This window comes from Methyloversatilis sp. (assembly GCF_965284615.1).
Lineage (GTDB): Bacteria > Pseudomonadota > Gammaproteobacteria > Burkholderiales > Rhodocyclaceae > Methyloversatilis.
The window spans coordinates 1,851,263-1,865,004 of record NZ_OZ260098.1 but is presented as its reverse complement, the minus strand read 5'-3'; the positions used below and the strand labels follow the sequence as shown (position 1 = coordinate 1,865,004).

The 13,742-nt window shown below is 67.1% G+C and carries 12 protein-coding genes; 4 read left to right on the top strand and 8 right to left on the bottom strand.

Annotated elements, in window-relative coordinates:
• Window positions 1–25 precede the first annotated feature (25 nt).
• Window positions 26–3,961 (top strand): DUF3683 domain-containing protein, encoded by a 3,936-nt coding sequence (locus ACQ66H_RS08905; protein WP_430433712.1) that lies wholly within the window; start codon window positions 26–28, stop codon window positions 3,959–3,961.
• A gap of 18 nt (window positions 3,962–3,979) precedes the next feature.
• Here ACQ66H_RS08905 and ACQ66H_RS08900 read toward each other — a convergent pair whose 3' ends face one another.
• Window positions 3,980–4,531 (bottom strand): DUF6647 family protein, encoded by a 552-nt coding sequence (locus ACQ66H_RS08900; protein WP_430433711.1) that lies wholly within the window; start codon window positions 4,529–4,531, stop codon window positions 3,980–3,982.
• A 174-nt stretch (window positions 4,532–4,705) separates the two neighbouring features.
• Here ACQ66H_RS08900 and ACQ66H_RS08895 point away from each other — a divergent pair, with 174 nt between their 5' ends.
• From ACQ66H_RS08895 to ACQ66H_RS08885, 3 genes are read left to right on the top strand one after another with little or no spacing between them, the layout of a single operon-like run.
• Complete coding sequence (locus ACQ66H_RS08895; RefSeq protein WP_430433710.1) at window positions 4,706–5,167, top strand: hypothetical protein; 462 nt, start codon at window positions 4,706–4,708, stop codon at window positions 5,165–5,167.
• A gap of 46 nt (window positions 5,168–5,213) precedes the next feature.
• A complete protein-coding gene (locus ACQ66H_RS08890; protein ID WP_430433709.1) occupies window positions 5,214–5,675 on the top strand; it encodes a hypothetical protein in 462 nt (153 codons plus the stop codon).
• Between the two features lies 1 nt (window position 5,676).
• Window positions 5,677–6,072: an META domain-containing protein gene (locus ACQ66H_RS08885; RefSeq protein WP_430433708.1), complete on the top strand. Its 396-nt coding sequence runs from the start codon at window positions 5,677–5,679 to the stop codon at window positions 6,070–6,072.
• Between the two features lie 6 nt (window positions 6,073–6,078).
• On the opposite strand, the gene ACQ66H_RS08880 is transcribed toward ACQ66H_RS08885, so the two are convergent.
• The 7 genes from ACQ66H_RS08880 to ACQ66H_RS08850 all read right to left on the bottom strand — a co-directional run bounded on the left by ACQ66H_RS08880 (window position 6,079) and on the right by ACQ66H_RS08850 (window position 13,710).
• On the bottom strand, window positions 6,079–6,696 hold the full coding sequence (locus ACQ66H_RS08880; protein ID WP_430433707.1) for an HAD-IB family phosphatase: 618 nt from the start codon (window positions 6,694–6,696) through the stop codon (window positions 6,079–6,081).
• A gap of 56 nt (window positions 6,697–6,752) precedes the next feature.
• The gene (locus tag ACQ66H_RS08875) at window positions 6,753–7,919 is read right to left on the bottom strand and encodes a phosphoserine transaminase (RefSeq protein ID WP_430433706.1); all 1,167 of its coding nucleotides are present in this window, start codon (window positions 7,917–7,919) and stop codon (window positions 6,753–6,755) included.
• An 87-nt stretch (window positions 7,920–8,006) separates the two neighbouring features.
• Window positions 8,007–9,035 (bottom strand): DUF6352 family protein, encoded by a 1,029-nt coding sequence (locus ACQ66H_RS08870; RefSeq protein WP_430433705.1) that lies wholly within the window; start codon window positions 9,033–9,035, stop codon window positions 8,007–8,009.
• Window positions 9,032–9,847 (bottom strand): formylmethanofuran dehydrogenase subunit C, encoded by an 816-nt coding sequence (locus ACQ66H_RS08865; RefSeq protein WP_430433704.1) that lies wholly within the window; start codon window positions 9,845–9,847, stop codon window positions 9,032–9,034. The genes ACQ66H_RS08870 and ACQ66H_RS08865 overlap by 4 nt, the downstream gene beginning before the upstream one ends.
• Window positions 9,844–10,740 (bottom strand): formylmethanofuran--tetrahydromethanopterin N-formyltransferase, encoded by an 897-nt coding sequence (gene fhcD / locus ACQ66H_RS08860; RefSeq protein ID WP_430433703.1) that lies wholly within the window; start codon window positions 10,738–10,740, stop codon window positions 9,844–9,846. The genes ACQ66H_RS08865 and fhcD overlap by 4 nt, the downstream gene beginning before the upstream one ends.
• A 4-nt stretch (window positions 10,741–10,744) precedes the next feature.
• On the bottom strand, window positions 10,745–12,415 hold the full coding sequence (locus tag ACQ66H_RS08855) for a formylmethanofuran dehydrogenase subunit A (protein ID WP_430433702.1): 1,671 nt from the start codon (window positions 12,413–12,415) through the stop codon (window positions 10,745–10,747).
• Window positions 12,412–13,710 carry a formyltransferase gene (locus ACQ66H_RS08850; RefSeq protein WP_430433701.1) on the bottom strand — a complete coding sequence of 433 codons (1,299 nt, stop codon included), beginning with the start codon at window positions 13,708–13,710 and terminating at the stop codon, window positions 12,412–12,414. The genes ACQ66H_RS08855 and ACQ66H_RS08850 overlap by 4 nt, the downstream gene beginning before the upstream one ends.
• Between the last annotated feature and the right edge of the window lie 32 nt (window positions 13,711–13,742).

The following is a 13,742-nucleotide window of genomic DNA, read 5'->3' as shown; positions in this document are numbered from 1 at the left end:
CTCCGATTCGCTTCATGGCTTGTTGATGGAATCCGCTACCGCGCTCATCGATTTGCAAGCTTCGCGCGACCCTACCCGACTGCGCGAAATCCCGTACAACTACACCTCGCTCTCCGACCGCGAAATCGTCATCCGGTTGCTGGGCGCCCGCATGTGGGACACCTTGTCCAGCCTGCGCGACGAGCGCATGACCGGTCGGTCTGCCCGCATGCTTTACGAAGTGCTGGGCGACATCTGGGTCGTTCAGCGCAATCCCTATCTCGAAGACGACCTGCTCGACAACCCGAAGCGGCAGGACGCGCTCGTTGGTGCGATGCGCCATCGGTTGCGCGAGATCGAACAGCGTCGTCAGCCCGGTAGCGACGCCGCCTCGCAGGAACGCGACCGCAAGGTGGGCGAACTGCTGGCCGCCGCCCGCAACGCGGTTGACGCCTTCGCCGCCGGCTTCGGTGAGACCCGCAAGCTGCGCAGTCGCATCTGCAAGGTGCTCGGCCGCCACACGCGCGAAGCCAACATCGCCTTCGACGGTCTGGCCCGTGTGTCGCACGTGACCGACGCCACCGACTGGCGGGTCGAATATCCGCTGGTCGTGCTCTACCCGGACACCGAGGACGAGATCGCGCCGCTGGTGCGCGGCTGCATCGAGCTCGGCCTGACCATCGTGCCGCGCGGCGGCGGCACCGGCTACACCGGTTCCGCCGTGCCGCTGTCGGCGAAATCGGCCGTCATCAATACCGAAAAGCTGATCGATCTCGGCGCCGTCGAGCCCATGCTACTGCCCGGCCTGTCGGAGCCCTACGCGACGATACGCACGGGTGCCGGCGTGGTGACCCGCCGCGTCATGGACGCCGCCGAGAACGCCGGTCTGGTGTTCGCCTGTGACCCGACTTCGGCCGACGCTTCCTGCGTCGGCGGCAACATCGCCACCAACGCCGGCGGCAAGAAGGCCGTGCTGTGGGGCACCGCGCTCGACAATCTGGCGAGCTGGCGCATGGTCAACGCCGACGGCTGGCCGATGGAAATCACGCGCCTGGACCACAACCTCGGCAAGATCCACGACGCGCCCGTCGTGCGCTTCTCGATCCAGCGCTTCGAAACCGATGGCCGCACGCCGCGTGGCGCCGCCGAACTGCTCGAAGTGCCGGGCGCCCGCTTCCGCAAGGAAGGCCTGGGCAAGGACGTCACCGACAAATTCCTTGCCGGCCTGCCCGGCGTGCAGAAGGAAGGCTGCGACGGCCTGATCACCAGCGCGCGCTGGATCCTGCACAAGCTGCCGCCGGTCACCCGCACCGTCTGCCTCGAATTCTTCGGCCAGGTGCGCGAAGCGGTGCCGGCCATCGTCGAGATCAAGGACTACCTCGACGGCCTGCCGAAATCGGGCAACGCGCGCGTGCTGCTGGCGGGCCTCGAACATCTCGATGAGCGCTACGTGCGCGCAGTCGGCTACGCCACCAAGGCGCGCCGCCACGGCCGGCCCAAGATGGTGCTGATCGGCGACATCGTCGGCGATGACGAAACGACGGTCATGGCCGCCGCGTCGGAAGTCGTGCGCCTGTGCAACCAGCGCGGCGCCGAAGGCTTCATCGCCGTGTCGGCCGAGTCGCGCAAGACCTTCTGGCTGGACCGCGCCCGCACCGCCGCCATCGCCCGCCACACCAACGCGTTCAAGATCAACGAGGACGTCGTCATCCCGCTGCCGCGCATGGGTGACTACTGCGACGGCATCGAACGCATCAACATCGAACTGTCGATCGCCAGCAAGCTGCGCCTGTGCGACGCGCTGGTCGATTTCCTGCGCGGCGAACTGCCGCTGCACGCCGGTGACGCCAATGTTGACACCGACGAACTGATCGGTGACCGCCGCACCCAGGCGCTGCAACAGGTGGCGGCGGTGCGCGGCCGCTGGCAGTGGCTGCTGGACAACCTCGACATGCCGCTGGCGCGCGCCGAACCGCTGCTGATGTCGATTGGCGTGGAGATGGGCCCGCTGCTCAACCGCGCCGAGAAGCCCACCCTGTTCCACCGGCTGCAGGACTATTCGGTGCGCGTGTCGTGGAAGCGCGAACTCAAACCGCTGCTCGACGAGATCTTCGACGGTGCGATGTATCGCCCGGTGCTCGACCGCATCGAAACAATCCGCAAGGAGGTGCTGCGCGGCCGCGTGTTCGTCGCGCTGCACATGCACGCCGGCGACGGCAATGTGCACACCAACATTCCGGTGAACTCCGACAACTACGGCATGCTGCAGGAGGCCAATGCCGCGGTGGCCCGCATCATGGCGCTGGCGCGTTCGCTCGGCGGGGTCATTTCCGGCGAGCACGGCATCGGCATCACCAAGCTCGAATTCCTGACGCCGGAGGAGCTGGCGCCCTTCATCGACTACAAGCAGCGGGTCGATCCGGACGGCCACTTCAACGCCGGCAAGCTGCTGCCCGGCGGCGATCTGTCGCGCGCCTACACGCCCTCCTTCTCGCTGCTGGGCACCGAATCGCTGATCATGGAAATGAGCGACATCGGCCAGATCGCGACCTCGATCAAGGACTGTCTGCGCTGCGGCAAATGCAAGCCGGTGTGCTCGACCCACGTGCCGCGAGCCAACCTGCTCTATTCGCCGCGCAACAAGATCCTCGCCACCTCGCTGCTGATCGAGGCCTTCCTGTACGAGGAACAGACGCGACGCGGCGTGTCGCTGCGCCACTTCGACGAATTCGGCGACGTGGCCGACCACTGCACGGTGTGCCATCGCTGCGAGAAGCCCTGTCCGGTGGACATCGACTTCGGCGACGTGTCGATTGCCATGCGCAATGCGCTGCGCAAGCAGGGCAAGCGCAAGTTCAACCCGGGCACGGCCGCGTCGATGGCCTTCCTGAACGCGACCGATCCGGCCACCATCAAGACATTGCGCGTGGCCATGATGGGCGTGGGCTACAAGGCGCAGCGGCTGGGGCATCGCGTGGGCAAGGCACTCGGCCTGGTCAACCGCCAGACCAAGGCGCCGCCGCCGACGCTGGGCAAGCCGACCATCAAGGCGCAGGTGATCCACTTCATCAACAAGCCGATGCCGGGCAACCTGCCGAAGCGCACCTCGCGCGCGATGCTGGACATCGAGGACGCCGCCATCGTGCCGGTCATCCGCGACCCGAAGCGCGCGTCCGAAGACCAGGAAGCGGTGTTCTACTTCCCCGGCTGCGGGTCCGAGCGGCTGTTCTCGCAGGTCGGTCTGGCCACCCAGGCCATGCTCTATCACGTCGGCGCGCAGACCGTGCTGCCGCCCGGCTACCTGTGCTGCGGCTATCCGCAGACCGCCGGCGGCAACGCGGAAAAGGGACAGCAGATCAGCACCTCGAACCGCGTGCTGTTCCACCGCGTCGCCAACACGCTGAACTATCTCGACATCAAGACGGTGATCGTGTCCTGCGGCACCTGCATGGACCAGCTGCAGCAGTACGAATTCGACAAGATCTTCCCCGGCTGCCGGCTGCTCGACATCCACGAGTACCTGATGGAAAAGGGCGTCAAGCTCGAAGGCGTGCAGGGCGTGCGCTACATGTATCACGACCCCTGCCACACGCCGATGAAGACGCACGCGCCGCTGAAGGTGGTGAATCAGCTGGTCGGCACGGCCGACGGCACGAAGGTGGCGCTGAACGATCGCTGCTGCGGCGAGAGCGGCACACTGGCGGTCAGCCGGCCGGACATTTCGACCCAGGTGCGCTTCCGCAAGGAAGAGGAAATGCGCAAGGGCGCGGACGTGCTGCGCGCCGACGGTTTTGCCGGCGAGGTGAAGATACTGACCTCCTGCCCGTCCTGCCTGCAGGGCCTGTCGCGCTACGACAACGACAGCAGCACCCAGGCCGACTACATCGTGGTCGAGATGGCGCGCCACCTGCTCGGCGAGGACTGGGCGGCGCGCTACGTCGAGCAGGCCAACGCGGGTGGCATCGAGCGCGTGCTGCTGTAAGGCGGTGCAGCGACGCGGTCAGCGGCGTTGCGCCGCGGCCGCGCCGTCGCGCAGTTCCTGCATGAAGTTCTGCAGCACCTGCTCCTCGTTCGCGACACCGGGCGCCACTTCGAGGCGCATGGTGCCGTTGCCGGCCGAGCGCTGGTCGCGCGCGCAGACGACGGTCGCCAGCTGGGTGCCGAAGCGCTCGCTGCGCCCCTCCTGCTGCAGGTAACGGTTCTGCACGCGGTAGGCGTCGCGCTCGGAGCGCAGCGTCGCATTGCAGTCGTGCTGGTACAGCGCACCTTTCTGTCGCGCCTCAAGAACGTGCACAAACTCGTGCACCAGGAACGAATTGTCGGTCGGGTCCTGCAGGTCGAGATCAGCGCGTATCAGTATCTGCTCGCGGTCGTGGTCGTACAGCGCGACCAGCTTGTCGCACTCGCGCGGATCGTCCGGACAGGCTTCCTCGACCAGCGCAGCCGGCGCCATCATGCGCAGCGTCGGCAGTTCGGACAGCGGGAGTTCGGGATAGCCCGACAGCGCAGCGGCGGCGCTGAACAGATAGGACAGCAGGACGGTGTCGGCCATGGCGGCGCTCCCTTGCGCGATGCGGTGTGGTCGGGGGCTTCGACACCGCAGGCGCCAGATATTTCCGCACAGGTTTGCGCAGAACTCGGGCACGCTGCCCGTGTCCCATCGCGAGCCCGGTGCCAGAATGCGCCGGCCGCAGCGTCCCCGCAAGCCGTCCGACCGGAGCCCGTCATGCCCATTTCACCGCGCCTGTCCACCTGCCTGATCGTCACCTCCCTGCTCGCCTGCGGCAACGCACTGGCCGTGCCGGCCGATTCCGCCCAGCCCGGCGTAAGCGCTGCGTCGCCGCGGCTTGCCGGCAGCTGGAGCTGGACCGACCCACAGCAGTGCAGCGAAACCTACGAGTACGCAGCCGATGGCAGCGGCCGTGTCAGCAGCGGCGACGAACGCGCCGAAATGGCCTACATCTTTGATCCGGCGCCGTTGAAGGACGGCTTCTACCGGCTGCAGGCCACCATCACCAAGGACAACGGCGGTCGCGACTGTGCCGGTGCCGCCAGCGACGACACCAACGAGCGCTACACCGTCTATCTGAAATTCCACCCGGACGGCGACCAGCACATCGTCTGCATGGAACCGGAACTGAAGCACTGTTTCGGCCCGCTGCGCCGCAAGGCGGCAAACGGAATCTGAAGCGGCGGCCTACAATCGATACATGTGGTGCACCGCGGAGGCCGTCATGAACGCCGATCGATTGAGGCTCACCCGCCCGTCCCTGCTGTTCTGCGCGGCGCTGCTCGCAGCACCGGCGACACAGGCGGCGCGCGTCGAAACCGCCGGCCCGCTGGCCGCGCCGCAGATCGTCGGGCTGTGGAGCTGGACCGACGAGTCGCAGTGCGTCGAAAGCTACGAATATCGCAGCGACGGCACCGGCCGCGTCAGCAGCGGCAACGAACAGACCGACGTGAGCTACGTGTTTTCCAGCGTGCCGGTCGCCGACGACTTTTTCGAACTGAACGTGACCATCCGGCAAAACTCCGGCGGCAAGGACTGCCTCGGGCAGAACGCCGACGATTCGGGCGAAACCTACCGCGTGTTCGTGCATTTCCGCCAGGGCGAGGACAGTCACCTCGTGTGCTACCGCCCGGACGTGACGCAGTGCTTCGGCCCGCTCTACCGGCAGGCCCTGCCCCGCTTCTGACATGAGCGCGCGCCTCGCATCGCTGCTGGGCGTTCTGCTGCTCGCCGCCTGCGCGCCCTACGGCGGCGGCGGACCGCCGGACGGGCGCTGGCAGATCCGCGAAATCGGTGCGATGACGGTGCCGGAGGGTGTCGATGCCCACATCGAATTCCTGCCCGACGGCCGGCTGGCCGGGCGCGCCGGATGCAACCGCTACACCGGCAACTGGGCGCGCCAGGGCCACGAAATGCGCTTCGGGCGGATCGCCGCCACGCGCATGGCATGCGCCGGCCCGGCGATGGACGTCGAGAACCGGCTGTTCGAAATGATGGACAAGGTGGTGCGCCAGGACAGGCCGGACGCGCGCACGCTGATCATGGTCACCGGCGACGGCCGGCGCATCGTCGCGACGCGCTGAACCCGCTCAACGCAGCAGCGACTCGACGCGCGTCAGTTCTTCTGGCGTCGCCAGCAGGCGTACCACCTCGCGCAGATCGGCGCGATCGATGAAATGCGGCGCCCGGCTGGCGACAATCTCCCGCCGCACGACGCCACCGAAGCCGATCACCAGCGCACCGGCCTCAGCCGCTTCGAGGTCGGTGATGCCGTCGCCGACCATCACCACGCGTTCGGCACCGGCGCCGACCCGGCGGACGATTTCCGCCTTGCCACCACTGCGCGCCAGCGGCGATTCAGGATCGAAGCCGGCATAGTGGCCATTCGCGTCGAACCTCAGGTTGACGGCATGCACGCGCTCGTCCGGCACGCCGAGAAAGCGCGCGATAGCCAGCACCGCCTGGCGGATGCCGCCGCTCACCACGTGCACCTGCCAGCCCAGCGCGCCGAGCGCGGCGATCGCCTCGGCGGCGCCCTCGACGCGTGTTTCGATGTACTGGCGCCCGACCGCGTCGATGGTCGATGCGTCGGGCTTGATCAGGTCCAGCCGCGCGGCATAGGCCTCTTCCAGCTTGAGGCGGCCTTCCATCGCCGCATTGGTCAGCGGTACCACCTGATCGACCACGCCGGCCTGTTCGGCCAGCACGTCGATGCCTTCAATCGTTCACAGCGTGCTGTCGCAGTCGAACAGGATGGTGCGCATCACCGGCTCATCTCCTGCTTCACGGTGGCGTAGCCCCAGTCCAGCCACGGCGTCAGCGCCGCCACGTCGGCCGTATCGACGGTCGCGCCGCACCAGATGCGCAGTCCCGGCGGCGCGTCCCGGTAGGCGGAAATGTCATAGGCAGCGTCTTCCGCCTCCAGCAGTGCACACAGGCGCTGAACGATGGCCCAGCGTGCGTCCAGCGACTGCGCCTCGAACCACGGATCGGTGATCTTCAGGCAGACCGAGGTGTGTGAGCGCACGTCCTCGCGGTCGGCCAGGAAGTCCACCCAGCCGGTCTTCGCGACCCAGCTCTCGAGCACCGCGAAACTGGCCTTGCTGCGCGCGATCAAGGCAGGCAGACCGCCGATCTCCTGGGCCCAGCGCAGCACGTCGATCTGGTCCTCGACGCACAGCATGGACGGCGTGTTGATGGTATTTCCTTCGAACAGGTCCTCGGTGAGCTTGCCCTTGTTCATCAGGCGGAACACCTTCGGGATGGGCCAGGCCGGCGTGTGGCGATACAGCCGCTCGACCGCGCGCGGGCTCAGCACGATCATGCCGTGCGCGGCCTCACCGCCCAGCACCTTCTGCCAGGACCAGGTGGTCACGTCCAGCTTGTGCCAGGGCAGTTCCATCGCGAAGGCGGCCGAAGTGGCGTCGCAGATAGACAGCCCGGCGCGGTCGTCGGCGATCCAGTCGCCGTCCGGCACGCGTACGCCGCCCGATGTACCGTTCCAGGTGAACACGACGTCACGCTCCCAGCTCACCGCCGACAGGTCGGGCAGGCTGCCGTAGGGCGCCACCACCAGGCGTGCGTTGGCCAGCTTCAGCACCGGGCCGACGTCGGTCACCCAGTTGGCGCCGAAGGCTTCCCAGGCAAGGCAATCGACCTCGCGCTCACCGAGCAGCGTCCACAGCGCCATCTCCACCGCGCCAGTATCGGAACCGGGCACGATGGCGATGCGATAGTCATCCGGAATGCCGAGCACCTCGCGGCTGCGGACGATGACCTCCTTCAGCTTGGCGAGGCCATCCTTGGCGCGGTGAGAACGGCTGATGAAGGCGTCCTTGAGCACGTCCAGCGTCCAGCCCGGACGCTTCACGCAGGGGCCGGACGAAAAATACGGGCGGGCCGGACGGGTTTCGGGCTTGGCGACAGTCATGGCGCAATACGGGGGATGCAGGGAAAGCGGGCGAGTATAGCCCGCCACCGCATTGCGGCGCAGCAGGCGGCCCCTGGAGTGTGCCGTTCAGTTCGCCGCGGCGAGCGGCAGGTTCAGCAGCAGGTTCTGTGGCTTCATCTGCACCAGCCCCGCTTCGTCCATCGCCAGCGCCATCCACACCGGACGCGCTTCGCCGTCGCGGCGCAGTTCGGCGCGCATTTCCTGCGGATCGACGAAGTCGAGACGGAACAGCGCGACGATGCGGGCCATGCGGTCGGGCGCCAGTTCGCCGCCCTCGTACAGCGTGTTCAGCAGGTCCATCGCTTCGCGGTCGAGGCCGATGTGCCAGGCCCAGCGATCGTCGTGAATGTCCTTCTGCGGTGCGATGCGGACAGCGCAGCCGTAGAAATGCGCGATCCAGCGCTCCATCACCCGGCACAGCGCCTCCAGCCCGGGCTGGCCGACGTTCAGCGGCAGCACGGCACGACGCCCTGCCCGCGCGTAAAGCTCCGCCGCATTGGCCGGATCGAGCACATCGAGTTCCGCCGGTCGCGGCGCAGCCCCCGCCTGCAGGATGAGTCGGCCGATATTGCCGAAGCCGCCGGTTTCGGCGTAGTCGCCGAGCACTTCGGCGTCCGCCATCAGCACGCGGCCGGACTGCGGCGTCGCGCGCTGATTGCGGAAGAACAGCTCCGCGGCCCGCCACATCAGCGGGTCGTCGCAGTCTTCAAGCAGCGCGTGCAGGATGATTTCGGTGAGCTGCGGCACGAACAGCGGCGCGATGCCGGACAGGCCGTCGAGGAAAAGCTCCAGCCAGGCCGACTCGATGTCCGGCTGCGCCAGCACGCGATCGCGGAAGGCGACGTAGGCGAACCAGTTGTCGCGCGCGTCCTCGTCCTTGATCGCGGCGATCTCACCGTGCTCGACGATGCGCGCAGGCGCGGCGTCCAGCGACGACGCCAGCGCGTGTTCGGCCACGCAGCTGTCGTTGACCAGCGCCAGTTCGGGGCGCGACATCCAGCTGCGCAGCAGCGCTTCGGTCACCAGCAGGCGGCCGGCCGCGTTGCGCCCGACCAGCGGGTGCAGCGATTCCGGCCACCAGCGATGCGCCGTCAAGCGCGGACCAGCAGTTCGCCGCGACCGACCACGCCCATGTCGCCCATATAGCGGCGGACCGTGCAGGCACTGGCGTCGAGCGCACCGAAAGCGCCGGGCAGCCCCTTCCAGCTCGCGTACAGCAGGCTCAGGAAGCCGAGACGGTGCGGACCACAATCGACCATGCCGGGCAGCATCTGCGCCGGCAGGCTGTTCACGATCAAGGTGCCGCGCTTCATCAGATAGCCCGGGTATGCGCCGACGGTGCCCGCCACCGCGATGGTGCCGGCGATCATGCGCGCGCCGCAGTAGTCGCCCGCGTTGCCGCTGACCAGGATCTGGCCTCGGCGCATGCGGTCGCCGAGACGCTCGCCGGCGTTGCCGGCGACCAGCAGCAGACCACCGGCCATGCCCTTCATCTCACCTGGAATCGCGCCACCGGCGAATTCCGCGACGTCACCGGCCACCTCGATTCGACCGCCCTTCATGCCGGTCGCACAGAAGGCGCCCGCGTTGCCGCCGACGACGATGGTGCCGCCGAGCATGCCCTGACCGACATAGGCGCCGGCATTGCCCTCTACCGTCACCCGGCCCGACTTCATGCCGGCACCGATGCGCTCGAACTTGCCGCAGTCACCGCGGAACACGAGGTCCGCCGTGTCGTCGCCGCTCAGCGCGAACAACTCATCGACGCGCACGGCGCGCTTGCCGACCTGCAGCGTAAGCGCCGCGATGTCGGCCACCGACATGCCGGCGAACGCGGTCGGGTTCAGGGCGCCCGCGTTGACGCGCTGCGCCGGCGCGTTGCGCAGAGTGAGTACCAATGCACTCATGACAGGATCTCCCGCAGGTGGTACTGGAACTGGCCAAGCTTGCCGCCGTAGTTGCCGGCCGACAGGCGGCGGATGCCGCCGGCCGCACCGATCTTGCAGACTTCACGCATGCCGACCTCCATCGCCCTCTTGACCGAGGCATCGGTCAGGCCGTCGATGACGATTTCGAGCACGGCGCCGATGCGCTCGTCCAGCTCGGACTTGGTCGCGCCGCGCAGCGTCGGGCAGAAGGCGTCGTTGGTCGAGGCCGACAGCGCCTTGTACTTCGAGCCGACCTTGGAGCCCGAACGCACGACACCACCCGGGAAGGGCATCACCACTTCCGGCAGCTTGCGCATTTCGCGGATGGCTGCCTCGCAAGCTTCCAGCGCCTGCACCTGGGTGTCGGCCAGCACCAGGAAGTTGCCGCCGCCGACCGCCTTCACCATGCGCGCGGTGTCCTGCACCAGGAACTCGCCGTCCATCACCGGCACGCGCCAGTAGCGCTTGCCGCCGATCTGCTTCGAGGTCTGGAAGCCGTCGCCGAAATAGCGCAGCGTCTTACCCAGCGGCACCGGATCGCCTTCGTCCAGACCGGCGAAGATGGCGCTGGTCGGGCTGGTCAGCACGCACTGGCCGACGCGTCGCTCGATCTGCTTGATCAGTTCCTTGCTCGACACCGCGAACACCAGCACCGACACGCCCGGACGGCCGTCCGGCGTCTCCGCCGGCGACAGCATGCGCTCGATGCCCGCTTCGGCGCCGCAGGCGATGACCGAGGTCGCGAAGCCGGTCATCGCGTTGGCCGAATGCAGCGCCCAGGTTTCGTTGTACGCGGTGATGATGAGGCGGATGCCCCGCATGCCGAATGCTTCGGCGAAAGTGTCGTCGATCGCTACACCGTTGATGATCATCTGCTCAACCCCGCTTCTTGCATGCATGGGCAATCAGCTTGCTGCCACCGCCGCACTCGCACAGTTCGTCGTCGCTGATCTTGAAATTGTTCATGCGCACCGAGTGGTAGCGCTGGAAGTAGGGTTCGATCTTTTTCTCGATGCTGCGATCGAATTCCGGCTTCACCGCGTGCGTGTTGCCGCGCACCACCTTGACGATGCGGCCGTCACGCACTACCAGTTCGCCGTCCTTGAACACCAGCTCCGGCTTCTCGAACATGCGCTCGCGGTCGGCGTCCTCCTTGTAGACGACGATGTCGGCCGCAGCACCCGGCGCCAGATGGCCGCGATCGGCCAGGCCGATCAGCTTCGCCGGTGCGGCCCGCGTCATGATGGCGATCTCGTACAGCGAGTACTCGCGGTCGAGGCCGGCGAGGTTGCTCATCGCGCGTGCATCGGGGTTGATCGTGTCCAGCATCGCGTTGCGGAAGCTGCGGTCCATCAGAAGCTTGATCAGGTGCGGGTAGGTCGTGAACGGCGCGCCATTCGGGTGGTCGGTGGTCAGGAACACGCGCCACGGGTCATCGACCATCAGGAAGATTTCGAGGCCGATCGCCCACTGCAGCGCGTTGACGAAATTCTGGTCCTTGTACTTGAAGGGCACGACACCGCAGCCGGCGTCGCACTCGATGTCCATGATGACGGACTTCTTCGGCGAGCCGTGGTCGGCGTTACGGTACTGCACCATGTTGTCGCCGGAGGCGGTGACGGTCTGACCGAACAGGATCTGGCCGACGTCGGCCGTCACGTTCTTCTTCTGGTTGATCGCCTCGGCGATGCGCGCCGCGGCACTGGAAAACTTGCGGTCGCCTTCGGTGCCGTAGCTGTGGAACTGGATGTGCGTCAGGTGGATGGGCAGGCCTTCGGCCGCGTCCATGGTGCCCAGCGTGGTGTTGACGTTGCCCGGCACGCCGAGGTTGCTGGCATGCACGTGCAGCGGCTTCGGCACGCCGAGATCATGTACGGCGCGCGACAGCACCTTGACGATGTCGCGCGGCGTGATGCCGTAGTAGGCGTTCTGTTCGTCGAGATCGAGTTTGCGCTGGTTGAACTTGAAGGCCGAAATGCCGCCCGGGTTCACGATCTTGATGCCGACAGTCTGGGTCGCGTTCAGCGTCCAGGCGACGTAGTCGTTGATCGCCTTCTGATCTTCCTTGGCCGCCATCATGCGCAGGAAGAAATCGTCGCTGCCCAGCATGGCGTAACCGCCGGTATCGAGAATGGGCGTGTCGCCCATTTCCATGTGTGCCTGGCGCGCGTTGATCGGCAGGATGGCCGGCTCGAAGGCGGCCGTGTAGCCCATTTCGGCGTAGCGATAACCGGCCGCCAGCGTGCCGGGTGCTGCGTGACCGCAGCTCGAACGGGTCAGTTCGGTGCGCTCCAGCGGATCGCCGCGGTGATCTTCCGGCAGCATTTCGCGCGCGATATTCACCTTGCCGCCACCGATGTGGCTGTGCATGTCGATGGCCCCCGACATGACGATGCGGCCGGCGATGTTGTACTCGGCGGTGATCTTCTCGTGCTCGTTCGGTCCGGCGACGATGCGACCGTCGCGCACGTAGATGTCGCGCACCTGGTCGTTCACGCCGTTGGCCGGATCGATCACGCGGCCACCGGTCAGTTTGATCAGACTCACGCTCCCACCTCCTTCATCTTGGCCACGATGGCGGCCGTCACCTGCTCCGCCGCGGGCAGCGACGACTTCTTCAGCGCCCGCAACGGCAGCGACACCACCTTGTCGGTGCGCACGAAATGCCCGGTCAGGTGCATGCCGGGCGTGGCCACCGGAATGAACACATGCGGCTCCGTATCGAGCCTCTGCGTCGGCGGTGCGATCACCACCGTGGGCAGGCCGGTCGCCGGCGGTGCAACCGTGTCATTCAGACTGGACAACCACACCAGCGCGTCGGTTTCGCCATTGGCGACCAGGCGCGACAGGCCGTTGTGCAGCGGGTCGAACTTCGGCGTACCGCTGGCGTAGCTGGTGCGCATCGGGAAGCCGGTCTGCCACAGATGCACCGCACCCATCGTCGAATCGCCGTCGTTGCCGGCCAGCGGCAGCGCGTTACAGCGCGTCGTCACATTGAGCTTGCGGGCGATCGCCGCGATGGCGCCGACGTTCATGTTGACCTGCGGCGTGTCGAATGCGGACGCCGTCCACACCAGCACGCTGTACTTCGCCGCCAGCAATGCGTCCGCCAGCGCCTGCCAGCGAGCAAGCGCGATGCCCAGCGGCGCCTCACCGGCCACCGGCTGCTTCGCCAGCAGCGCATTGAGCACCGACAGCGCCTCGGGCATGCGCTTCTTGTCGAATTCGAACACGTCGGGCTGGCGGCCGTCCGGCGACACGCCCGGCGCGGTGTTCAGGCCGGCGCCCAGATAGACGATGTGGCGGCTGGTGGTATCGAAGTCGAACATCGACTCCTTCACCCACACCGTGCGCTCGAAGAAACGCGGCTGACGCGACACCGCGTCGGTACCGAACAGCACGATGAGGTCGGCGCGGTTCTTCACCTCGGCCAGCGTCGTGTTGATGCCGCCGCCGTCTTGCACGGCGCGACTCGCGCGCCAGCCGAATTCGTTGTTGATGTGTTCGACGATGCCGCCCGCCAGATCGACCAGTTCCATCGCGCCGCGCGCACCGTTCAGGTCCAGCGCCATGCCGCCGAACACCGGCTGCTGCGCCCCCGCGAGGATGCGCGCAGCTTCCGCACAGGCCTCTTCCAGCGATGCCGGCTTGCCGTCGATGCGGGCGGAAGCGTTCGTCGGAACACCACCGAGTCGAGCAAATCCGTCGCGCGCCCTGTCGCAGCCGTTGGCCACGACCGTCAGGCCGCTGCCCGCGGTATCGACGCTCAGGTCGTCACAGGCGTGCCCGCACAGCGGACAGGCCACTTCGGTGACGACGGTCGAAGTCGCTTCATTCGTCATGAGTCATCCGTTTCATCCGGTTGATAGAACCC